The 22,009-nt window shown below is 45.6% G+C and carries 24 protein-coding genes and 1 riboswitch; of the genes, 21 read left to right on the top strand and 3 right to left on the bottom strand.

The genetic code is table 11. The features are described from left to right. Positions 1 to 3: 3 nt before the first annotated feature. On the bottom strand, positions 4 to 1,014 hold the full coding sequence (locus EV210_RS04330) for a class I SAM-dependent methyltransferase (RefSeq protein ID WP_132076077.1): 1,011 nt from the start codon (positions 1,012 to 1,014) through the stop codon (positions 4 to 6). Between the two features lie 149 nt (positions 1,015 to 1,163). Then, positions 1,164 to 1,344, bottom strand: a riboswitch (cobalamin riboswitch). A 71-nt stretch (positions 1,345 to 1,415) separates the two neighbouring features. Between EV210_RS04330 and EV210_RS04325 the strand changes: the two genes are divergently transcribed. The 3 genes from EV210_RS04325 to EV210_RS04315 all read left to right on the top strand — a co-directional run bounded on the left by EV210_RS04325 (position 1,416) and on the right by EV210_RS04315 (position 4,670). Next, positions 1,416 to 1,886, top strand: coding sequence for a MarR family winged helix-turn-helix transcriptional regulator (locus EV210_RS04325; RefSeq protein WP_243650434.1), 471 nt, complete (start codon positions 1,416 to 1,418; stop codon positions 1,884 to 1,886). A 394-nt stretch (positions 1,887 to 2,280) separates the two neighbouring features. Beyond that, entirely contained in the window at positions 2,281 to 3,381 is a 1,101-nt protein-coding gene (gene nspC / locus EV210_RS04320) for a carboxynorspermidine decarboxylase (RefSeq protein WP_132076075.1), read from the top strand. Between the two features lie 29 nt (positions 3,382 to 3,410). Then, positions 3,411 to 4,670, top strand: coding sequence for a saccharopine dehydrogenase family protein (locus EV210_RS04315; RefSeq protein WP_132076072.1), 1,260 nt, complete (start codon positions 3,411 to 3,413; stop codon positions 4,668 to 4,670). 48 nt (positions 4,671 to 4,718) lie between these two features. On the opposite strand, the gene EV210_RS04310 is transcribed toward EV210_RS04315, so the two are convergent. Beyond that, positions 4,719 to 5,330 carry a LysE/ArgO family amino acid transporter gene (locus EV210_RS04310; protein WP_243650433.1) on the bottom strand — a complete coding sequence of 204 codons (612 nt, stop codon included), beginning with the start codon at positions 5,328 to 5,330 and terminating at the stop codon, positions 4,719 to 4,721. 207 nt (positions 5,331 to 5,537) lie between these two features. On the opposite strand from EV210_RS04310, the gene EV210_RS04305 reads away from it, so the two are divergent. From EV210_RS04305 to EV210_RS04280, 6 genes are all read left to right on the top strand, one after another. Next, positions 5,538 to 5,981: a CBS domain-containing protein gene (locus EV210_RS04305; RefSeq protein ID WP_132076069.1), complete on the top strand. Its 444-nt coding sequence runs from the start codon at positions 5,538 to 5,540 to the stop codon at positions 5,979 to 5,981. Between the two features lie 38 nt (positions 5,982 to 6,019). Beyond that, the gene (locus EV210_RS04300; protein ID WP_132076066.1) at positions 6,020 to 6,604 is read left to right on the top strand and encodes a nitroreductase family protein; all 585 of its coding nucleotides are present in this window, start codon (positions 6,020 to 6,022) and stop codon (positions 6,602 to 6,604) included. A 31-nt stretch (positions 6,605 to 6,635) separates the two neighbouring features. Next, positions 6,636 to 7,202, top strand: coding sequence for a GDSL-type esterase/lipase family protein (locus EV210_RS04295; RefSeq protein ID WP_132076063.1), 567 nt, complete (start codon positions 6,636 to 6,638; stop codon positions 7,200 to 7,202). A 48-nt stretch (positions 7,203 to 7,250) separates the two neighbouring features. Further along, complete coding sequence (gene msrB / locus EV210_RS04290) at positions 7,251 to 7,679, top strand: peptide-methionine (R)-S-oxide reductase MsrB (protein WP_132076060.1); 429 nt, start codon at positions 7,251 to 7,253, stop codon at positions 7,677 to 7,679. A 436-nt stretch (positions 7,680 to 8,115) separates the two neighbouring features. Continuing rightward, positions 8,116 to 9,696, top strand: coding sequence for a phosphoglycerate dehydrogenase (serA, locus tag EV210_RS04285; protein WP_132076057.1), 1,581 nt, complete (start codon positions 8,116 to 8,118; stop codon positions 9,694 to 9,696). 52 nt (positions 9,697 to 9,748) lie between these two features. Beyond that, on the top strand, positions 9,749 to 10,462 hold the full coding sequence (locus EV210_RS04280) for a rhomboid family intramembrane serine protease (protein WP_207900643.1): 714 nt from the start codon (positions 9,749 to 9,751) through the stop codon (positions 10,460 to 10,462). Between the two features lie 64 nt (positions 10,463 to 10,526). On the opposite strand, the gene EV210_RS04275 is transcribed toward EV210_RS04280, so the two are convergent. Beyond that, on the bottom strand, positions 10,527 to 10,766 hold the full coding sequence (locus tag EV210_RS04275; protein ID WP_132076054.1) for a hypothetical protein: 240 nt from the start codon (positions 10,764 to 10,766) through the stop codon (positions 10,527 to 10,529). Positions 10,767 to 11,015: 249 nt separating this feature from the next. On the opposite strand from EV210_RS04275, the gene EV210_RS04270 reads away from it, so the two are divergent. The 12 genes from EV210_RS04270 (at position 11,016) to EV210_RS23250 (ending at position 21,972) form a co-directional block, all read left to right on the top strand. After that, the gene (locus EV210_RS04270; RefSeq protein WP_132076051.1) at positions 11,016 to 11,858 is read left to right on the top strand and encodes an SDH family Clp fold serine proteinase; all 843 of its coding nucleotides are present in this window, start codon (positions 11,016 to 11,018) and stop codon (positions 11,856 to 11,858) included. Between the two features lie 109 nt (positions 11,859 to 11,967). Continuing rightward, positions 11,968 to 12,855 carry a LysR family transcriptional regulator gene (locus tag EV210_RS04265; RefSeq protein ID WP_132076048.1) on the top strand — a complete coding sequence of 296 codons (888 nt, stop codon included), beginning with the start codon at positions 11,968 to 11,970 and terminating at the stop codon, positions 12,853 to 12,855. Between the two features lie 158 nt (positions 12,856 to 13,013). After that, a complete protein-coding gene (gene pxpB / locus EV210_RS04260) occupies positions 13,014 to 13,757 on the top strand; it encodes a 5-oxoprolinase subunit PxpB (protein ID WP_132076045.1) in 744 nt (247 codons plus the stop codon). Positions 13,758 to 13,770: 13 nt separating this feature from the next. Then, positions 13,771 to 14,712: a 5-oxoprolinase subunit C family protein gene (locus EV210_RS04255; protein ID WP_132076042.1), complete on the top strand. Its 942-nt coding sequence runs from the start codon at positions 13,771 to 13,773 to the stop codon at positions 14,710 to 14,712. A gap of 197 nt (positions 14,713 to 14,909) precedes the next feature. After that, complete coding sequence (pxpA, locus tag EV210_RS04250) at positions 14,910 to 15,683, top strand: 5-oxoprolinase subunit PxpA (protein ID WP_132076039.1); 774 nt, start codon at positions 14,910 to 14,912, stop codon at positions 15,681 to 15,683. Positions 15,684 to 15,729: 46 nt separating this feature from the next. Then, complete coding sequence (gene pxpB, locus EV210_RS04245) at positions 15,730 to 16,458, top strand: 5-oxoprolinase subunit PxpB (protein ID WP_279388480.1); 729 nt, start codon at positions 15,730 to 15,732, stop codon at positions 16,456 to 16,458. Then, positions 16,455 to 17,465, top strand: a complete 1,011-nt coding sequence (locus EV210_RS04240) for a 5-oxoprolinase subunit C family protein (RefSeq protein ID WP_132076036.1) — start codon at positions 16,455 to 16,457, stop codon at positions 17,463 to 17,465. The genes pxpB (EV210_RS04245) and EV210_RS04240 overlap by 4 nt, the downstream gene beginning before the upstream one ends. A gap of 38 nt (positions 17,466 to 17,503) precedes the next feature. Next, a complete protein-coding gene (gene accB, locus EV210_RS04235) occupies positions 17,504 to 17,950 on the top strand; it encodes an acetyl-CoA carboxylase biotin carboxyl carrier protein (RefSeq protein ID WP_132076034.1) in 447 nt (148 codons plus the stop codon). 107 nt (positions 17,951 to 18,057) lie between these two features. After that, positions 18,058 to 18,780 (top strand): DUF969 domain-containing protein, encoded by a 723-nt coding sequence (locus EV210_RS04230; RefSeq protein ID WP_132076031.1) that lies wholly within the window; start codon positions 18,058 to 18,060, stop codon positions 18,778 to 18,780. Then, positions 18,764 to 19,717: a DUF979 domain-containing protein gene (locus EV210_RS04225; RefSeq protein WP_132076028.1), complete on the top strand. Its 954-nt coding sequence runs from the start codon at positions 18,764 to 18,766 to the stop codon at positions 19,715 to 19,717. Before EV210_RS04230 ends, EV210_RS04225 begins: the two co-directional genes overlap by 17 nt. Before the next feature lie 60 nt (positions 19,718 to 19,777). Continuing rightward, the gene (gene accC, locus EV210_RS04220; RefSeq protein WP_132076025.1) at positions 19,778 to 21,154 is read left to right on the top strand and encodes an acetyl-CoA carboxylase biotin carboxylase subunit; all 1,377 of its coding nucleotides are present in this window, start codon (positions 19,778 to 19,780) and stop codon (positions 21,152 to 21,154) included. Continuing rightward, on the top strand, positions 21,121 to 21,972 hold the full coding sequence (locus EV210_RS23250; RefSeq protein WP_132076022.1) for a methyl-accepting chemotaxis protein: 852 nt from the start codon (positions 21,121 to 21,123) through the stop codon (positions 21,970 to 21,972). The genes accC and EV210_RS23250 overlap by 34 nt, the downstream gene beginning before the upstream one ends. Positions 21,973 to 22,009: the final 37 nt, after the last annotated feature.

The following is a 22,009-nucleotide window of genomic DNA, read 5'->3' as shown; positions in this document are numbered from 1 at the left end:
TGGTTACTTTGCCACGGTGTAAAATTCGCCCGTTAGACTTTCCATTGCACCGTCTAAGGTGCTTTTTGCCATTTTTGTAAAACCTGCTGCAGCGAGCGCCGCTTCAATTTCGGTTTTGGTAAGCAGAATATCCAGGCCGGCAAGATGGCTGGATAACCAGCCGATAATGGATTCTTTAGGAGATAAATAATCATCACTTACTTTATGTGTTACCAGATACAAATAGCCGTCAGGAGCAAGTGCTGCAGCCAGCTTTGCAGTCATTGCGTTTAAATCCGTTCTGGCAAAGTCTAATATTCCTGAAGCAATGATCAGGTCATAATTTTCGCCAAGCGGATCGGTGGTGAAGTCACCCCGGATAATTGCTAAGCGATGCTGCAACTGATGTTCGCTGATGAGCTGCTCGGGTACGTCGGCGACCGACGGCTGTTCAAATAAAGTGCCGGAGGCTGCCGGAAAGTGATTTGCCAATTCCATAGACATAACTCCTGAGCCTGCACCTAAATCCAGAAACCGTATTGGTTCGTTCGGTTGAAATAATTGTGAAACTCCCTGTAAAAAAGATTGGACACGGCCTGTTCGAATTTCGGTAGCCGACAAGCGGGCTAATTTCTGAAAATCATAAGCACCGGCAGGTGACATCGTATTATTTGCTCGTTCCGGGCCATAGCGGACTGCGCTTTCCACAGTATCAAGATTAGTCATTTTATTCCAGAATACAAGGTATTCACCCATATAATAAGCACTGTTACGGCTGAGAAATAGTTCTGTTAGTTTTGTGTTCCGGAATTCCTGCTGCTGTTTTTCCAATAGTCCGATTGCAGCCAAACTGTTGAGAAATAGGGCAAGGTTTCTCCCGTTATAACCTGTTAGCAAAGCAACATCGCAAGCTGAGGTGAATTTGCCAAGGTAGGAAAACACATCTAGCTGAATACCGGCAAGCAGTAATTGCGCTTCCTTATACTGCTGCACCATTTTAAAGAGAATCTTTGGACTTTGCTCTGGATATTGCATATTTTTCCCCTCCCGGATTATGTTTGTATGCCTGACATACAAAGTTTTCAAAAAAAATAATGGTAACACCAATAAAAAAAACGGCCTCTACTAGCCGGGAAAATGAAAGAAACGTCTCATAAATCCCCTCCCTATCGCTCGTAGGTTGAACGGTGATTGCTAGACAGGCAGTTCTCCTGGCTCTGGATCATTGCTAAACCGACCTTCCCAGAACATTGTGCTCCAGTGGTATAATTGGCTTCGCTTCCCATTACAGTGGCGGGACCGCACCGGCATTTCACCGGGTTTCCCTATTAAGCCCCGCAGGGCACCTGTCTCAATACTATGAAATTCAGTTTCATAGTAGCAAGTAATCCTATTTTTGTCAACGGTGCCGGAGAGTCGGGCTGGTTGTTATAAGGATGCAAATTCGTTACAATAGAAGTATGAAAAACTCTTACTTTATTATGAGCCAGTTCAGCAGATTAATCGAAACGATTGCCAACAGTAAAATGAGAAAACTAGACTTTGGCAATGGGATGATTCTGTTTCGCGGTGAAATTCATATGATTAGAGCGATTGGGGATCATCCGGGGATGTATATTTCAGAGATTGCCCGGTATTTTGGCGTTACCAGGGCCGTTATTTCCAAAAGCGCTTTAAAATTGGAAGAGGGCGGATATATACGAAAAGCTGTAGATCCCGAAGATAAGAAACGGGTTCAGTTGTATTTAACGCAACAGGGAGAGTCCGCCTATCAGGCCCATAATGAATTCCATTACAAGCAGGATGACTATATTTTTTCCTACTTAGAAGGGTTAAATGAGCAGGAAAGAGAGGCAGTTACTGTCTTTTTGGAAAAGGCCCAGCAGATTGTTGATCATCACTTTTAATCAACCGGACACACAATGGATATGGCTGTTGTGTGAAGCAAGGGGCTTAAACGCACTGATAAGGTAAGCGTTTAAGCCTTTTTGTTCATACCATATCGCAATGTAATGCAATAATTTAACAAAAAACACAGTTTTTTTAAAACATTTGGTGTAAAAATACAATATTTTCGCTGTAAATGAGTTTTTATAAGAAAATTTGAATGTTTTTAAAGAATAATCGACAAACGGTAACATTTTTGGTATTATTAATGTCGTAGAAAATTTATAGTTTAAGAAAGCAATCACAGACGAAGGTTTCTCTGCTGCTTTGTCTCGTCCGATCTGCCTGCGGGAAGGTCTGAGGGGCTGGGGAGCTTATTTTGATATTGGTATGCCTGACCGGAGGAGATGAAAAATGCAGATTACAACCCCGTATTATCTTATTGATGAAAAAAAACTACTGCGTAACTTAGAGATTATTCAGCGGGTTCGCCAGCTTTCAGGAGCCAAATCAGTTTTGGCGCTAAAGTGCTTTTCAACCTGGTGTGTATTTGACCTAATGCGTGAATATATGGATGGCACGACTTCCAGTTCTCTATATGAAGCCCGTCTGGGTTATGAAAAATTCGGCAAAGAGACGCATGCTTATTGCGTGGGCTATTCTGAAGAGGATGTTATCGCGGTAAGCAAGTATGCCGATAAAATTATTTTCAACTCCATTTCGCAGCTAAAACGCTATTATGACATTGTCAAACCAGCCAAACTTGGTTTGCGCGTTAATCCGGGAATTAGTCATTCTCATTTTGATTTAGCTGATCCGGCCCGTAAGTTTTCGCGCCTAGGTGTTGTGGATAAGACGGAGCTGGCCAAGCAAATCCCTTTATTGAGCGGCCTGATGTTTCACTACAATTGCGAGAATGATGATATTGATGCTTTTTCCCGGCAGTTGGACGCTATTGGGGACGAATATGGAGACCTGTTGAAAGAATTGCAGTGGGTTAGCCTTGGTGGCGGTTTGTACTTTACTAAAGAAGGCTATCCGATAGAACAGTTCAGCCAAAAGCTGGCCGATTTCGCTGGCAAATATGGTGTACAAGTATATTTGGAGCCAGGTGAAAGTGCGATAACAGGCTGTGGTGAACTGGTAACCAAGGTAGTCGATCTGGTGCATAATGAGATGGATATTGCCATTGTTGATGCATCAGTGGAAGGGCATATGCTGGATCTGTTAATTTATCGCCTGTCCGCAAAGGTTGATACTGAGGCTGGCGGATATCCGTATATGGTAGCCGGGCGGTCTTGTCTGGCAGGAGATGTTTTTGGCACATTCCAATTTGCCGATAAGCTGGAGATTGGCAGTGAAATCCGGTTTGCCGATGCAGCCGGTTACACGATGGTTAAGAAAAACTGGTTCAATGGACTGCAGATGCCCTCTATTGCCGTGCGAAGGCTGGACGGCACTGTTGAAGTGATCCGCAAGTTTGATTATACAGATTTCCTAAATAGTCTATCTTAAATATTTTATACAGGTACAGGAGGAAAGAAATGAGAAAAAATGTCTTAATTGTAGGTGCTGGTGGAGTGGGTCATGTGGTCGCCCATAAATGTGCGATGAATAATGATATCCTGGGCGATATCTGCATAGCTTCACTTACCCAGCAAAAATGTGATGCCATCATTGAAAGCATTTTACGGAAAAATCACGTGAAAGATTCGTCGAAAAAATTATATTCACGCGAAGTGGATGCATTGAATATTCCTGCTTTAGTTCAATTAATTCAAGAGACGAAATCAGAAATTGTTATTAATGTAGGTCAGTCCTATATTAATATGTCGGTGCTGGAAGCATGCATTCAAACTGGTGCTGTCTATATGGATACCGCTATTCATGAGGAACCGGACAAGGTTTGTGAAAATCCCCCATGGTACGCTAACTACGAGTGGAAGCGCAAAGAACGTTGTGCGGAAAATGGAATTACCGCAATTTTAGGGATTGGCTTTGATCCCGGTGTGGTAAATGCCTGGTGCGCTTTAGCTCAAAAAGAGTATTTTGATACTATTGATACAATTGATATTCTGGACGTAAATGCGGGCAGCCATGGCAAATATTTTGCCACAAACTTTGATCCTGAAATTAATTTCCGCGAGTTTAAGAAGGTTTGGACCTGGGTAGACCGGAAATGGGTGCTGCAGAAGGTTCATTCCATCAGAGTCGACTATGATTTCCCGGTAGTGGGCAGCTGCCCGGTGTATTTGACCGGCCATGATGAGCTTCATTCCCTCTCTAAAAATATCGATGCAAACTCGATTCGTTTCTGGATGGGCTTTGGCGACCATTACCTGAATGTATTTTCGGTTTTAACCAATATCGGCCTTACTTCGGAAGTGCCGATCAAAATTGCTGAAGGCGTAGAAATTGCACCGATTAAAGTCTTAAAGGCACTGCTGCCTGATCCTGCCTCACTGGCACCGGGTTATACCGGTAAAACCTGCATCGGCAACTTTATTCGCGGAACCAAGGACAACAAGCCGCGGCAAATCTTCATTTACAACACCTGCGATCATGCCGAATGCTATCAGGAAGTAGAGTCTCAGGCCATCAGCTATACGGCAGGTGTGCCTGCCGTAGCGGCAGCTATTCTCGTCGCCCGCGGCGATTGGGACGCTAAGAAGATGGTAAATGTCGAAGAACTGGACCCTACTCCTTTTATCAAACTGCTGGATACAATGGGCTTGCCGACAGAAGTGCTGGAAGCGCCTGCAACTTTTGAAGCTCCAGTTATTAAGTCCTTAGAAACTGTGTGAATATAAAAAACTCCTGGATAGACTAGACAGCTATCCGGGAGTTTTTGTTTATAGAGCGCTATAGGCCATTGCGGCTGCCGACAGCCACATAAAGAAGGCTGAGACTCGATTAATTTTCTTGCGCCACGTAGAAAATTTGGCCTGTCGGCCGATCATTCTGCCGGCTGCCGCCAGAAAGAAGAACCAGACCCAGGACACAAAGATGCAGGCGAAAGCGAACAGCGATTTTTCCAGTCCTTCGTAGCTGCTGGAACTTGTGCCGATTACGCCAATCGTATCCATTACGGCATGGGGGTTAAGCAAGGAAACGGAGGCGGCAAAGATGACTTGCTGGCGGGGGGAGGTTTTTTGAGCAGGTGCCTCTTCGTCCGGAACGTGGTTATCGTTCCAGGTAACCCAGCCCATATATGTTAGAAAAACTACACCGATTGACAATAAAATAAGCTTAAATAAGGGGAATTTAAGCAAAAATAAGGATACACCCTGGACTGCCAGGAGAATAAGGGCGGTATCGCACAGGGCAGCAGTAAAAATCACAGGCAGTATATGAACAAAGCTGCTATGTGCTGCACCCTGCTGAAAGACAAATAAATTTTGTACTCCGAGCGGCAGGATTAATCCCAGTGCTAAGATGAGTCCGTGTAGAAAGGCTTGTATCATGCTGTTTCTCCTAATCGTATTTTCTCTATTATAAAGGAATACACAGCATAAATGAATAGATTCGTTTTTTGGTTATAGATGAAAAAAACGACTGCCAGGCTAAGTGCCCGAGCGGCAAAATGCAGGATAATAGTCTTAGATACCGAAACTGGGTATTAGTGGCATATGCTATTCATCTATTCCAATACATAGATCGAGGTGAGAGGAATGAAAGCTAAGGACATTATGGTCACGGAAGTGCTTACAGTCAAGCAGCATGCGACGATTAAAGAAATCGCCAGAGTGCTGATTGACAACAAAATTTCGGGAGTACCTGTAGTCGATGAAGCCGGTCATCTGATGGGAATGGTGACAGAAGGCGATTTATTGCACAAAGAAACCAATCCTCGCCTGCCTGATGCTGTCAATATTTTGGGAGCAATTATCTATTATCATGGTATAGAACAATACAATGAAGATTTTAAAAAAATGATGGCCAGCCAGGCTTTAAATATTATGACAGAAAAGGTAATCACCGTTACACCGGAAGAAGAAGTACCGGAAATAGCGAAGCTGATGCTTGCGCACGGCATCAAGCGGGTGCCTGTTATGGAAGGTGAACGGATTATCGGGATTATCAGCAGGGCTGATATTGTAAAATGCCTGCTGTAAAAACATAACCTGTAAGTATCGACTGGAGGAGTTACAGAATGCCTGGTATCCTTGACAATATTAAAACGAGAAGAAGCATTCGTAAATATGAGCAGCGGCAGATAACGGATGAAGAACTGCAATCCATTGTAGAAGCCGCTCAATATGCACCCAGCGGCAGCAATAGCCAGTCCTGGCTGTTTACTGTCATTCAAAATCCCGCAGTGCTGTGTGAACTGAACAGACTTGTGCGACAGGTCTTTGCGAGAATTTCGTTTGCTCAAGATGAATATCCGGCCAAGTTAAGAGGTAAACAGGCGGCGGTAAAGGAGCAATACTGTTTTTACTATCATGCGCCGACGCTGATTGTGGTTACCAATGAGCGCAGTTATCCGAATGCAATGGCAGATAGTGCTTTGGCGCTGGAGAATATTTTTCTGGCAGCTCATTCCTTAGGCCTGGGTACCTGTTGGATTAATCAATTAGCGTGGTTTTCCGATGAGCCGGAAATCAGGGCTGCACTGACTGATATTGGTATACCGGAGGGGCACTTTGTTTGCGGAGCTGCTGCGGTAGGGTATCCCGATGGGCCGCAGCCTCCGGCACCTTTCCGTAAGCCGGGAACAGTGAATCTAGTAAAGTGACAGATCCAGGTAAAAACAAAGGAGAGTAGAAATGAAACTGATTGCTATCGGTGATTCTATAACGTATGGATTTCCCTACTCTCCGTCTGCTTCCTGGCTGGATATAGCAGCACGGCATTGTGGGATTGATTATCAAAACTGCGGTATCAACGGCGATACTACCGGGCAAATGCTGCAGCGCTTTTCCCGGGATGTTTGCCGTTTGCAGCCTTCGCATGTCATGATTATGGGAGGAACCAATGACGTTTTCGAATCACTTTGTGGCAAAGAAATGGTTGAGCATACGGTGAAGATGACTATATTGGCCAGGGCGAACGGGATAGTTCCCGTCTTGGGGTTGCCTATACCCTGCAATGAACCGGAGGCAGAAAGAAGGCTCCGCGAATACCGGGCTGCAATCCGGGAATATGCGCAGGAGCAAGTCATTGATGTGCTTGATTTTTTTGCTGTTATGTCCGGTACGGACTGCCAGGGCATTAAGCCGGGGCTGCACTGCGATGGGGTTCATCCTAATGAAGCAGGCTATAACGTGATGGCAGCGGCTGCGATTGATTTTATCGAGACGAGACTGCTGTGCATAAAGCCGGCGTCAATTTGAAATAATGGATTAAACGGCCTGATTAAAAAACGACTGGAGGTGAAGACGATGACTGATAATCACAATAAACAGAAACTAACCGAGCTGCAATACAAAGTCACGCAGGAAAATGGCACCGAGCCACCTTTTCAAAACGCATACTGGAACCACAAACAGGAAGGCATTTATGTCGATATTGTATCCGGTGAGCCTTTATTCAGTTCAAAAGATAAATTTGACTCTGGCTGCGGCTGGCCTAGTTTTACTAAGCCGGTTAAAAAAGAGCAAATTAAGGAAAAACTGGATAAAAGTCATATGATGATCCGTACGGAAGTGCGCAGTCGCGAGGCTGATTCTCATTTGGGACATGTTTTTACCGACGGTCCTCAGCCCACCGGATTACGCTATTGCATTAATTCTGCAGCTTTGCGCTTTATCCCAAAAGAAAAAATGGAAGAAGCAGGTTATGGTGAGTATTTAAAGTTATTTATGGATTAGCAAAACAGTGGTAAAAAAACAGCTGTATTTGTTGGAAAAGACACTTGACTTGTAAATGTGTACACAGTATAATCAAAACAAGTAAATATTTAATACATGATGAACAGGAAGCCTACATGTAAGGTGTTCAGAGAGACGGCGGTTGGTGCGAGCCGTTCTACCAAGCAAGAAAGTTCCGCCTGGGAGTGGCTGGTGATGAGTCAGCAGGGGATCCGCCCGATATAGCGGCTAAAGTTGGCCGGAAGGCAACATGGGTGGCAACGCGGGAATAGTTCTCGTCCCTACAGGGATGGGTGCTTTTTTTATTTTGCGGACACAATGTGGCTGTTTTGGTCTAATCTGGGTGGCAACGCGGGTTAAAAGCTCGCCCCAATTTTGGGGTGAGCTTTTTTTATTTCTCACATGATTTCATAATTATTTTAATGGGGGTATAACAATGAAAGTATTAGTTTCTGAAGCGATAGCCGAAAAGGGCGTTGAAACTCTTCTGCAAGCAGGCGCGACAGTTGATGTAAAACCAAATCTGACCAGGCAGGAACTTTTGGATGCTATCGGTGATTATGATGCCTTAATTGTCCGCAGCAACACTGATGTCAATGAAGAATTATATCAAAAAGCCATTCGTCTGAAAGTTGTGGGACGGGCCGGCAACGGTGTAGACAATATTGATATGGAAGGTGCAACCAAGCGAGGGATTATTGTGGTCAATACTCCTGAATCTAATGTTGTATCAGCTGCGGAACTTACGATTGGCTTGCTGCTGGCAACTTGCCGCAATATTCCCCAACTACAAAAACGCCTGAAAGAGAAAGTGTGGGACCGCGCAGGGCTTAAAGGAATTGAGCTTCAGGGAAAAACAGTTGGAATAGTAGGGTTAGGTCGGATTGGTTCATTAGTGGCAACCCGTCTGAAATCATTTGGCATGAATATTATTGGTTACGATCCTTATATCAGTGATACCCGTTTCAAGCATCTTGGTGTAGAGAAAAAAGAAAAGCTGGAAGATTTAATGAAGGCTTGTGATATTTTGACCGTCCATACACCTAAGACGGAAGAAACTTATGGGATTATTGGCAAAAGTCAATTCAAAGCAGCGAAAAAAGGCCTGGTCGTAATTAATTGTGCCCGTGCCGGGATTGTCAATGAAGATGCACTGGTGGAAGCACTGCAGAACAAAACAGTCGCCCGTGTAGGTATTGATGTGCCCGAAGGCGAGCCGCGCGCAATATCCCCGCTGCTGGATTTTGACAATGTTGTTGTAACACCCCATGCCGGGGCTGACACAAAAGAAGCGCAGGATAATGTGGGCATTACGATAGCACAGGAAGTTATTTCCGCGCTGCGCGGTGAGATGGTGCCCAATGCTGTTAATCTGCCGACTCTTCATACCCAGGATCTTGAGGCAGTTAAAGCGTATTTGAAGCTGGGTGAAACGTTAGGTAAGCTTTATTACCAGCTGGAAAAAGAAGCAGTTGAAAAAGTCGAAATTCTGTACCGCGGTGAGGTAGCAGCCCTGGAAACCTCCGTGATTTCTCTTGCCATATTAAAAGGACTGTTTGAACCGATTTTGAAAGAACGGGTAAACTATGTCAATGCTAATGTGATTGCGAAAAGCAGGGGTGTTGGGGTAACGGAAAGTAAAGAATCGGCAATAGATAACTACCTGACATTAATTACCGTTAAAGTTGTATCAAAGAATAAAGAGTTTACTATTAGCGGCACTGTATTCGGTAAAGGTGAATTACGGATTGTTGAAATTAACGGCTATGAATTTGATGTGAATCCATCACCCTATATGCTGATAGCAGAAAATATTGATAAGCCTGGTGTCATTGGGCAGATGGGAACACTGCTCGGAGTTGGCAAAGTGAATATCGCTACCATGCAGCTGGGACGCAAAATTGCCGATCAGCGGGCAATGATGGTTTTAACAATTGATTCGCCCGTTTCGAAAGAAACGCTGGAATTTGTAGGCGGTATTGAAGGAATTATTCGGGCGCATTATGTTAAAATATAACTAACAAATGCTCGCAAAAACGAGATAAATCGATTATGATAGAGGATATAGGATGACAAAAAATCCCGGTCCTGATGTGGCTGGAGGTGATAGTGTGATACCTATCCGCGATAACATTCGTTCCCGGTCTGTCCCCATCACCGGCTATATTCTCATTATTGGTACTGCTATCGTATTTATCAAAGAGCTAATGCTGGAAGACAGGTTGCTTAATCAGGCAGTTGCCACATACGGCTTGGTTCCTGCCGCATTTTTAGCGGGACTGGAGCGTAATGCGGCCGATATTGCCGTTTATCTGCCCTTGATTACCAATCTTTTTTTACATGGCGGCTGGCTGCATATCATAGGAAACCTGTGGTATTTGAAAATATTTGGCGATAATGTGGAAGACTACCTGGGGCATGGCAGGTTCTTGCTTTTTTATTTGCTGTGCGGGGTCATTGCCAATCTCGTTCAGGTCTTTGTTGATCCTGCCTCAACCGTTCCTACCATCGGAGCAAGCGGTGCCATTTCCGGTGTACTTGGTGCCTATTTTATCAGCTTTCCGCTGGCAAAAGTAAGCACACTGATCCCGATATTTTTCTTTGTAACCGTTATTGAAATACCGGCGATGCTGTTTTTGGGGCTGTGGTTTTTCTTGCAGCTGCAAAGCGGCACTGCTTCTCTTTATATGACCGGTACTAATGTGGCATGGTGGGCTCATGTCGGCGGGTTTGCCGCCGGTGTTATTCTGATCAAATTGTTTCCCAGGCGTAACCGCTACTAATACAGAAAAAGCAGAGGAGATCATCGCTGGCGATGATCTCCTCTGCTTTTGTAGGCTTTTTTGTTTATGAGTCTAATTGAAATTCCAGTGTAATGAGCAGGGCCTCATTCTCCGGGACGATACTATAATAAGACGCATAAGCTAAAAGCTTGCGGAAGGACTTTTGCTGCTGCGGCGATTCCCCAATAATTGAAGGGATTCTAATTAAGACAAGGGCTTTGTTATTAAAATTCTCGACAACAGTAACGTTATTTGATGCCTGCCTGATTGTTTTTGTAATGCGAATAAAGGTAGACCGCTTCATTAAAACCCCTCCCTTAAGTAAAATAATCCTTTTAGTTTATTATAACGCATATGATACATAAAACCAATGTGGCAGATTTTTACTGATTTTTTACCAAAAAATAATATTTATTTAAATAATTATATGGTAAAGCTAGATAATCAATGCTACATATTCAGAGGAATTTTTAACACCTTTTCACCGCTTTAAAGGATTCTTGCAAATAATGTACAATTATGTAAAAAGAAGCGGGAAAAGGGAGGAATAAGGGTGAATTTTAATTTTACGGATATTATCTGGATTTTTTTCTTAATGGTTACCGTATTACCGATGCTGCAGCAAAGAAGTATTGCCATGAGGCGTATAAACATCCTACAAAAAATCGAAAGTAAGCGCGGCTCCCGGGTAATCAGTCTAATTCACCGTCAAGAGTCCATCAGCTTTTTAGGGATTCCCATCAGCCGTTATATTAATGTGGAAGATTCCGAGCAAGTGCTGCGGGCTATCCGGCTGACCCCTGATGATATGCCGATTGATTTGGTGCTGCATACTCCCGGCGGTTTAGTGCTCGCTTCTGAGCAGATTGCGAGGGCCTTGCAGCAGCATAAAGCAAAAGTAACGGTATTTGTTCCTCATTATGCCATGTCAGGCGGAACGATGATTGCCCTGTCTGCTGATGAGATTATCCTTGATCCTAATGCTGTCCTGGGACCGGTAGACCCTCAATTAGGTCAGTATCCGGCAGCGTCTATTTTGAAAGTCGTCCAGCAAAAGAAAATTAACCGGGTTGATGATAATACCTTGATTCTCGCGGATCTGGCACAAAAAGCAATTATGCAGGTGAAAGAATTTCTGAAAAGCATTTTATTAGATAAAATGCCTCCTGATAAAGCTGACGAATTAGCTAAAACTCTTTCCGACGGCCGGTGGACGCACGACTATCCGATTACCTGCGATAAGCTGCGGGAAATGGGGCTTCCGACAATTTGTAATGAAATGCCTCTTGAAGTCTACGAGCTTATGGATCTTTATCCGCAGCCGGCTCAGCAGCGCCCATCCGTGCAGTACATCCCGCTGCCTTATGGAGCGGATAAAAAGAATAGTAACGCCTGAGTGAGGCGGCAGTATGTTTAATTAAGGTAGTTAATAGGATACTAAGACTATGACTACCTTCGTTTTTTATTTGACGAGTAATTAACCGCAAAAGTGAGGTGGCAGCTCTATGGAAATCAGACAATTAAAGACATTTATGAGCATTGTAAAGCTGGGAAATTTTTCACAGGCTGCTCACTTTTTAGGTTACACACAGTCAACAGTGACAACCCATATTCAGCTGTTGGAAAAGGAATTCAACACGCTGCTGTTTGAACGCTTCGGACATCAGCTGATGCTGACAACCGACGGAGAAAAGCTCTACGAATATGCAGAGAGTATTATTCGGCTTGCCGAAGATGCTAAGAATGAACTGGAGCATTTCGCTACTCCCCGGGGACCGTTGATTATCGGTATGCCGGAATCCTTGTGCGTCTACTACTTAACTGATCTTTTAGCAGAGTATGCGGCATTGTACCCGGATGTGGAGTTGAAGCTGAAGTTTGGTATCAGCAGCGATTTTCGAAATTTGCTGCGTAAAAATATGATGGATCTGGCCTTTATTCTGGAAGGTAATAGCAAAGAAACCGATTTAGTTAGTAAAATACTATGGCCTGAACCGATTGCCATGGTTGTATCGCCGAAGCATAAACTGGCCAAGGAAAACATGGTGGGATTAAAGGATCTTCACGATCAAACCCTGTTATTTGTTGAGTCCGGCAGCATATACCGGTCTCACTTGGAAGCTGCTCTAACGAAGGCGGCTGTTCATCCCCGGACCATTCTGGAGATTTGTCACATTGAAACAATCAAAAAATTTGTGCGGTCTAACTTAGGATTAACCGTATTGCCGAAAGTAGCTGTGCAAGAGGAGCTTGCTAACGGCACCCTGGTAGAGCTGCAATGTCCCGGTATTACCTTCAAGACAAATACGTATTTGGTGTACCATAAAGATAAATGGCTTTCTCATGGTATTCAGGCATTTTTTAAGCTAGTGAACGAACGATTATTAAAATAAAGGTTTTAGCTGAAGGGATTGTTTTTAGAAAGACAATATGATAAAGTTATTTTATAAAATAATACGGTTTTAGCAAAGGGGCTATAAATGTTTACCACATTTATGCCCTTTTTTTGTTATTGGGAAGAATACGTGATACCAAAGGAGTTGAAGCAGTTGTGCAAGACGATAAGAATGAAGTCAAACTCTTAATGGCCGGAGAAGCAGGCTTGGTTGTGGAATTTGCAGCAATAATTTCTCCAGAAATTAATGGGCTTGTTCAACAGCTTATGAAACTGCTGAAGCAAGAATCTCCTCCGGGAATCATAGAAGTTGTACCGACGTATAAGTCGATCACGATCTATTTTAATCCTTTACTAACGTCACGGGAGAGGATCACGCAACTGATCCGGCCATTGTTGAGTAAAATTGAGCCTTTAGCGACAAAATGCCTGACAGCGAGAATGGTTCATGTCCCCGTCTGCTATGGGGGTGTCTTCGGGCCTGACCTGGAATTTGTGGCTCGCTATGCAGGAATGGCACCACATGAGGTGATTAGTCTGCATACTGCAAAACCGTATCTGGTGTATATGCTTGGCTTTACCCCCGGCTTTCCTTATTTAGGAGGAATGTCCGAGTTGATTGCAGTACCGCGCCAGGAAAAGCCACGTACCAAAGTTCCGGCAGGCTCAGTCGGCATTGGCGGCAACCAAACCGGCGTTTATCCGATTGAAAGTCCGGGTGAATGGTGGTTAATCGGCCGTACGCCGTTAAAAACTTTTCAGCCCGCCAGTGAGGATCCTTTTTTAATTTCGGCAGGGGATTATCTGCGCTTTTATGCGATATCGATAGAAGAATATTTTGCTATCAGGCGTGCGGTGGAGAGTGGAAATTATATTCCGCAAGTAAGTCAGATCAATTAGGATGGTGATCAATGTGATTACAACAGTTCAGCCTGGTTATTTTACAACTGTGCAGGATTCAGGCCGCTGGGGATATCAGGCTTATGGTATGCCGATAGCCGGAGCAATGGATCGTTATGCTATGCAGGTGGCGAATCTGCTGACAGGAAACTTACCAGGAGCGGCCGTTCTGGAAATGACTGCTGAAGGCGCAGCCTTCCGGTTTGATCAGGAGCAGCTGGTAGCAGTTTGCGGTGCCCAGATGCAGGGCAGGGTAAACGGCGAGCCGGTTACCAATTGGTCTTCTTTTGTTGTCCCTAAAGGCGGAGAACTTCGCTTTGAGTCTGCCGCACAAGGTTACCGCACCTACGTGGCAATCCGCGGCGGCTTTGCCGTTCCCGTAGTCTTAGGAAGCCGTTCAACTTGCACGCGGGCAAGAGTGGGGGGGTATGAAGGGCGTACTCTCCGCCAAGGAGATGTTCTCTATGTTGGCGAGGATTGTGATTTCCCGGCGGCGGCAGCTCAGGTCGGGGATGCGTACATTCCCGCATATACCGGGGCAATTATCCTGCGTGTTTTACTTGGCCCCCAGCAGGCAATGTTCAGCCGGGAAGTGATTGAAAAATTTTTTAAAAGCACCTATGCTGTAACCAATCAAATAGACCGGATCGGCTATTGGCTGAAAGGACCAAAGGTAGTTCACCGTGATAAAGCGGATATTGTTTCTGACGCTATGTGGCCGGGGGCTATTCAAATACCCTCTAATGGCATGCCGTTTATTATGATGGCAGATCATCAGACTACCGGCGGCTTTGCTAAAATCGGATCGGTTATTGGCGCTGACCTGTCTAAACTGGCCCAGGCAAGGCCGGGAGATACGATTCGCTTTTCTTCTATTGAGGAAGACGAGGCAATTCAGGCATTACAGGAAGAACAGCGGTGTTATGCTGTCATTAAGCACACCCTCTTTCTATGAACAGGCCACTTCAATAAAATTGAAGTGGCCTATTTATTTTTTCAAATTTACATTTCCCGTTGGTTAGTATATGATGAGTGGCAAGCAGATTAATGTTAATAGTGAATGAGGCAAAGGCGCTTCAGACAAAGATTTCTCTTTGTTTGGAGCGCCTTTTTATCTTAGCAGATCGTAAAGCCAAGTGAGGAGGAGTGTCTATGTACCGGGTTGATTTAAATTGTGACTTAGGAGAAAGCTTTGGGGCCTACACAATGGGGATGGACGAAGAAATTTTGCCGTTTGTCACATCTGCGAATATTGCCTGTGGATTTCATGGCGGTGATCCGGGGGTAATGCGCAAAACTGTGCAATTGGCTCTTACCAATCGGGTAGTGATTGGTGCACATCCCGGCCTGCCTGATTTGATCGGGTTCGGCAGGCGCAATATGGAAATAACAGCTCAGGAAGCCTATGATATGGTTCTTTATCAGATCGGTGCCCTCGACGGCTTTGTAAAAGCTGCAGGCGGAAAAATGCAGCATGTTAAACCCCATGGTGCGCTTTATAATATGGCGGCCAAGAAACAGGAACTGGCGGAAGCGATTGCTGAAGCCGTGTATCAGGTAAATCCGGAACTGATTTTGTTTGGACTCTCGGGCAGTGAATTAGTCCGGGCTGGGGAAAGGCTCGGCCTTAAGACGGCGCATGAAGTGTTTGCCGATAGAACCTATCAGAGTGATGGATCCCTGACACCGCGCACTCAGCCGGATGCGTTGATTACCAGCCACGAACATGCTGTACAACAGGTAATTCGCATGGTTAAGGAAGGTACAGTGCTTTCGCAGCAGGGAGAAAAGGTTGTTATCCAAGCAGACACGGTATGCCTGCATGGTGACGGAGCACATGCACTGAGCTTTGCCCGGCATATCCGTGATATTCTCGGGCAGGAAAATATTATGGTACGGTCTGTTGCTTCCTGCGGTGAGCGCTGACCAGGTGTTACCCAGCAGGCGATAGGGATGATGAGGGGTGATGAATTTGAACGAAGTTGAACTGCTGCCTTTTGGTGAGACGGCCGTTTTAATTGAATTTGGCCGGGGCATTGACCCCGAAACCCATCGAAAAGTTAAAGCACTGACTAATTATTTAGACAGGCAGCCGTTTCCCGGGCTGATTGAATATGTTTCTGCATTTTCCAGCGTTACCATTTCTTATGACCCCGTAAAGGTGCGCTGCTTTCAACGCAGTCATGGCTGGCCTGAAACTGCCAGCTATCAAACGGTGACCGCCTTATTAGAAGAGATCATTGCCAAGTTGGAACAGGGCCGGGAAGAGCAGCCCCGGCAGGTGAGGGTTCCCGTATGCTACGGAAGCGAGTTCGGCCCTGATCTGGCATTTGTCGCTGAACATAATGGGTGTACGGAGCAAGAGGTTATCGATATTCACTCAGGCGGCCAGTATCTCGTATATATGCTTGGATTTGCCCCGGGTTTTCCGTATCTGGGGGGGATGTCAGAAAAAATAGCCGCTCCACGGCGGCAAACGCCGCGCATGGAAATTCCGGCAGGATCAGTAGGTATTGCAGGCTTGCAAACAGGTGTATATCCCATTGCAACTCCCGGAGGCTGGCAGTTGATCGGCCGCACTCCGCTTGACTTGTTTTGTCCCGATAAGCAGCCGCCTACCCTTTTACAAGCAGGCGATTTAATTACCTTCTATCCAATTTCTCCTGCAGAATATGCTCAGCATAAGGGGGAAGGAAAATGACAGTTAAAGTACTACATCCCGGCTTGCTTACGAGCATTCAAGATCTGGGGAGATACGGGTATCAAAAATACGGTGTCATTGTCAGTGGCGGCATGGACTCCTATTCTTTACGGCTGGCTAATCTGCTCGTAGGCAATGAGGAGAATGAGGGCGTATTGGAAATTAGCTTAGCAGGGCCATCGCTCAAGCTGAGAAAAGCAACACTATTTGCTATAACCGGCGGTGATTTATCGCCGACTATCAACGGAGAGCCTGTACCATTAGGAAGACCGGTATATCTTAAGCAAGAAGGAATATTACAGTTTGGTGCCTGCAAGTCAGGCTGCCGCTGTTACCTTGCTATCGCAGGAGGCTTTGCCGTTCCCCGCATTATGGGAAGCAAAAGCACGTATCTGAGAGCCGGAATTGGCGGCTATCAAGGAAGGGCCTTGCAAGCAGGCGATGAACTTGCGCTTGATCTCCCTGGGAGACGGGCGGGTAAGCTGATCGAATACCTGGTTAAGCAGCCTGCAGCCAAGGGAAGCAGTTTCTTCACCACCAGCTGGTATGTAGGCAGAGCGCATATCCCATTACCAGGTGGGGCTGTTAGCATCCGGATTATGGCCGGCAGCCAGTTTGCGCAGTTTAGCGAGCTGAGCAGACAGCGGTTCTTACAGGACGAATATCAGATTACGCCGCAAGCCGACCGAATGGGATACCGCTTGTCCGGTCCGGCATTACAGTTAACGGAGCCGCTGGAAATGATTTCAGAAGCGGTTGTCCTGGGAACTGTCCAGGTGCCGCCGGATGGGAATCCGATTATCTTACTGGCTGACAGGCAAACGGCAGGCGGATACCCGAAAATTGGGCAGGTAGCTGCTGTCGATATTGCAATAATAGCTCAAATCAAGCCAGGCCGGAAAATTTGCTTTGTTAAAATCTCCTTAAATGAAGCGGAACAGCTTTATTTAGCGCGAGAAGAGCACTTATGCCAACTGGCGAAAGCAATTCAATTAAAAACGCAATAACCTTGAATGGATCAATCAGTAAAAAGTGAGGTAACGACATGTTTACAATTGCTGATATAAAAGAAATTATTAAGCTGGTAACTGAATCGCCGGTACAGCATTTTGCCTGGGAGCAAGGCGATACCAAAATTGTTATTGATCGCTTGAATGAAAGTCAGCCGGCACGTATTACACTACAGGCCGCGCAGGAGGAAATAAACGTGTCCGCTCCGCTGCAAGCGCAGCAAGCGGAGCAATTATCCGGCTTGGAAGCCATTACAGCTTCTTCTGTAGGCACATTTTATGCTGCTCCTGAACCTGGTGCTGAGCCTTTCGTAAAGCCTGGACAGACAATTACGGCCAATACGGTTGTGTGTGTGCTGGAAGCTATGAAATTGTTCAATGAAATCGAAGCAGGCATCAATGGAGAAATTGTTGAGGTTTTGCTTAAAGATGGCGATTTTGTGGAATATGGTCAGCCCCTCTTTATCGTTAAACCGGAATGACCTGATTCTATCAGCAAATTCCTTTATATCATCCGCTTTGGTTTGAAGGAGGTGTACTACCAGAGCATTTCCCTGATAAAAATTTACATGTGAAGGAGTAAAGGATTATGTTGACACTTCTGGGTATTGTTGTGGTTATTGCCGGTTTCGCTTTACGGTTTAATCCGCTGCTTGTTGTAGTTGTTGCTGGTATTGTAACTGGTCTGGCGGGCAACCTGCCGGTAGAGAAAATTTTAACTATTTTTGGTGAAGCTTTTGTTAAAAACCGGTATCTCTCCTTGTTCATTCTAACGCTTCCCGTAATCGGCCTGTTAGAGCGCAATGGCCTAAAAGAACAAGCTCAGGCCTTAATCCGAAAGGTTAGCGCTGCTACTACCGGGCGTATCCTGATTCTTTACCTGTTCATCCGGGAAGCTGCGGCAGCTTTAGGGCTAACCGCTTTGGGAGGGCACGCGCAAATGGTGCGTCCGCTGATTTCCCCCATGGCAGAAGCTGCAGCGGAAAACAAACACGGCACTTTGCCGGTGAGTACCCGCAACAAGATCAAAGCGTTTTCCGCCTCTGCCGATAATGTGGGCGTATTTTTTGGAGAAGACATTTTTATTGCCTTTGGTGCGATTCTACTGATGAAGAGTTTCTTCGAGCAAAACGGAATCATTCTGGAACCGCTGCACATTGCAATGTGGGGGATTCCTACCGCGATTGCGGCATTTATTATCCATGGTATCCGGCTGTACTTACTCGATAAGACAATTGAACAGGAAGTGCGGGCGGGTTCTCTGGGAAATACAGAACTAAAGGAGCTGAAGAAACATGATTATCAGTCTTGATTATATATACTATGTAGCCGGTTTGTTTGTCGTAATTATTGCGCTCCTGGCGTTTAATGACAAAGGCAATTCCAAAAGAATACTGACAGGATCTTTTTGGGGCCTTTATGCCATCTCCTTTTTATTCGGTAACAGTATCAAACCTATGTATATCGGGATAATGATTATTATCATGGCTGTAATTGCCGGTGTTGGCGGTGTACGCATGGGGAAACATGATGAAGCCACTGCCGAAAAGCGAATGGGACAATCGAAGAAACTGGGGAACTGGCTGTTTATGCCCGCCTTACTCATTCCGGTTATTACCATTATCGGTACAGTAGGCCTGAAAGATGTTAAGATTGGTGCTTTGCAACTGCTTGATAAAGCAAATGTGACCCTGGTTAGTTTAGGGGTAGCCTGCATTATTGCGTTACTGGCGGCTATGGTGCTGACCAAGGAGGGCGGCCTTCGGCCGATTAAGGAATCCCGCCGGTTAATGGATGCCATTGGCTGGGCGGCGGTATTGCCCCAGATGCTGGCTACTTTAGGAGCCTTGTTTGCTGCCGCGGGTGTAGGGCAGGTAGTTTCTCAACTGGTAAGTTCCGCAATTCCGGTCGATAACCGGTTTATGGTGGTTCTTGCCTATACAGTAGGGATGGCGCTTTTCACCATGGTAATGGGAAATGCTTTTGCCGCTTTCCCCGTAATGACTGCAGGTGTTGGCTTGCCGTTGATTATTAATCTTCATGGCGGAGATGCGGCTGTTTTAGCAGCAATTGGTATGTTCTCTGGTTACTGCGGAACTTTGATGACTCCTATGGCCGCAAACTTCAATATTGTACCGGCCGCTTTACTGGATTTGCCTGATAAAAATGGCGTTATAAAGGCTCAAATTCCAACCGCGCTGCTCTTATTGACCGTAAACGTATTTTTGATGTACTTCCTGGTATTTTAAGAGATAATCACTGACGGTAAGGAAGCTTGCCGTCAGTGATTCGTGTATAAGGAGACAATTATGTTTAAAAAAATAGTAATTGCCAATCGGGGAGAAATCGCCGTCCGCATTATTCGCAGCTGCCGCGAAATGGGAATTAAAACGGTGGCAGTTTACTCTGCCGCTGACAAAAATGCGCTGCATGTACAACTTGCCGATGAGGCCTATTGTATAGGGGAAGCTCCGGCCAAGAGCAGTTATTTGAATATCCCCAACTTGCTTAGTATTGCCTCTCATTCTCAGGCAGAGGCCATTCATCCCGGCTATGGTTTTCTTGCTGAAAACGCAGATTTTGCACAGCTTTGTGAAGAGAGGGGCATTACGTTTATCGGTCCTTCACCTGAAGCAATCCGGAAAATGGGTGCCAAGGCGATTGCCAGGGAGACGATGAAACAGGCAGGTGTGCCAACTGTACCTGGTACGGAGGGGATTATTGAAGATTTGGAAGAGGCTGTTCGTGTTGCCCGGGCTATTGGGTATCCCGTCATTGCCAAGGCTACAGCCGGTGGCGGCGGAAAAGGTATGCGGGTTGCCAATAATGAAGAGGAATTACGCAAAGCAATCCGTCAGGCTCAGAAAGAGGCAGAAATCGCTTTTGGCAATGCAGGCGTATATTTGGAGAAGTATTTAGAAGAGCCCCGGCATATCGAAATTCAAGTTATGGCGGACCAATATGGGCATGTTGTTCACCTGGGAGAACGTGATTGTTCCATACAGCGCCGCCATCAGAAACTGATTGAGGAAGCCCCTTCCCCTGCACTTGATCAAGGATTGCGGGAGCAGATGGGCAATGCGGCGGTAATGGCGGCTGCGGCTGTTCAGTATTGCGGTGCTGGTACGGTAGAATTTCTCCTCGATAAAGACGGACGTTTTTATTTTATGGAAATGAACACTCGTATTCAGGTCGAGCATGGCGTAACAGAGATGATCACCGGCATCGATTTGATCCGCGAGCAGATAGCGGTGGCAGCCGGGCAAGCGCTGTCATTTTGTCAGCAGGATATCGTGACTAACGGCTGGGCTATTGAATGCCGGATCAATGCGGAAGATACGGAGAGAAATTTCATGCCGGCACCGGGACGGATTGTAAGTTATCTGCCGCCGGGAGGATTTGGTGTGCGAGTTGACAGTGCCGTTTATACCGGTTATGATATAACGCCTTTTTATGACTCAATGGTGGCCAAAGTAATTGTCTGGGGCAAAGACCGCGAAGACGCTGTGCAAAGAATGAAACGGGCTTTAGGTGAATTTGTCATAGCAGGTATTAAAACTACCATTCCCTTTCATCAAAATTTATTGGAGCATGAAGTATTTATCAGCGGGGCTTTTAATACCCGCTTTTTGGAGGAGTATAAGGAGGTCATATGCAGCAGCGGCACTCTGGCGAAGAGATTGTAAAATTATTTACGGAAGTAGCTCCCTATCTTAATGATATCATCATTGAAGATGTAGGTATCTCGGTGATCAAAGACGGAATATATACGGCCTATGTTCCGGGAAAGTCCTTTGATTTGGGTCTTAAAGCGGGGGAACCGATGAAAGGCCAGGTAAGCGAGCAATGTATGAAAACCGGCTCCCGGGTAATCCGCATGATCAGCCGGGAGCAATCCGCTTTTGATATTCCCTATATTGCCTGCGCCTATCCGATTAAAGAAGGAAATACCGCGATTGGTTGTGTTATTACAACCCAGAACATTACCAATCAAGAAAAAATTCATTCCATTGCCGGTGATTTAGCAGCGTCCTCCCAGGAATTCAGCGCCAGCATGGAAGAATTGGCAGCAGGAGCGCAGCAGTTAACTTCAGTCAGTAAGGAGTTAAGTAAACTGGGGGAAGAGCTGGCAGCAACGATTCGCCATACGGATGAAATAGTAGCCTTTATTCGCAATATATCGCAGCAGACCAATTTACTTGGCTTGAATGCAGCAATTGAATCTGCCCGTGTTGGCGAAGCGGGTCGAGGCTTTAGCGTAGTGGCTGAAGAAGTTCGTAAATTAGCGGCGGTGAGTGCTGAATCGGTTAAAAATATTAATACATCTTTACAAAAGACGCAGGGATCTATCGTCAGAATGAATGAAAAAGTAGTCAGTATTGATAGAACTGCGCAAAATCAGGCTGCTTCCATTGGCGAAATGGCCAAGAACAGTCAGGGACTAGCTGAAATGGCAGGCGAACTATCGAGCGTGTCGGAGCATATGCTGACAGGTTTACCTTAAAGGAAAATCACCCCAGAGGGTGATTTTCCTTTTTCTA

It is taken from the genome of Anaerospora hongkongensis (assembly GCF_004339805.1).
In the GTDB taxonomy this organism is placed as follows: Bacteria; Bacillota; Negativicutes; order Sporomusales; family DSM-15969; genus Anaerospora; species Anaerospora hongkongensis.
The sequence above is the reverse complement of the archived record's forward strand: the minus strand, read 5'-3'. Positions and strand labels throughout refer to the sequence as shown.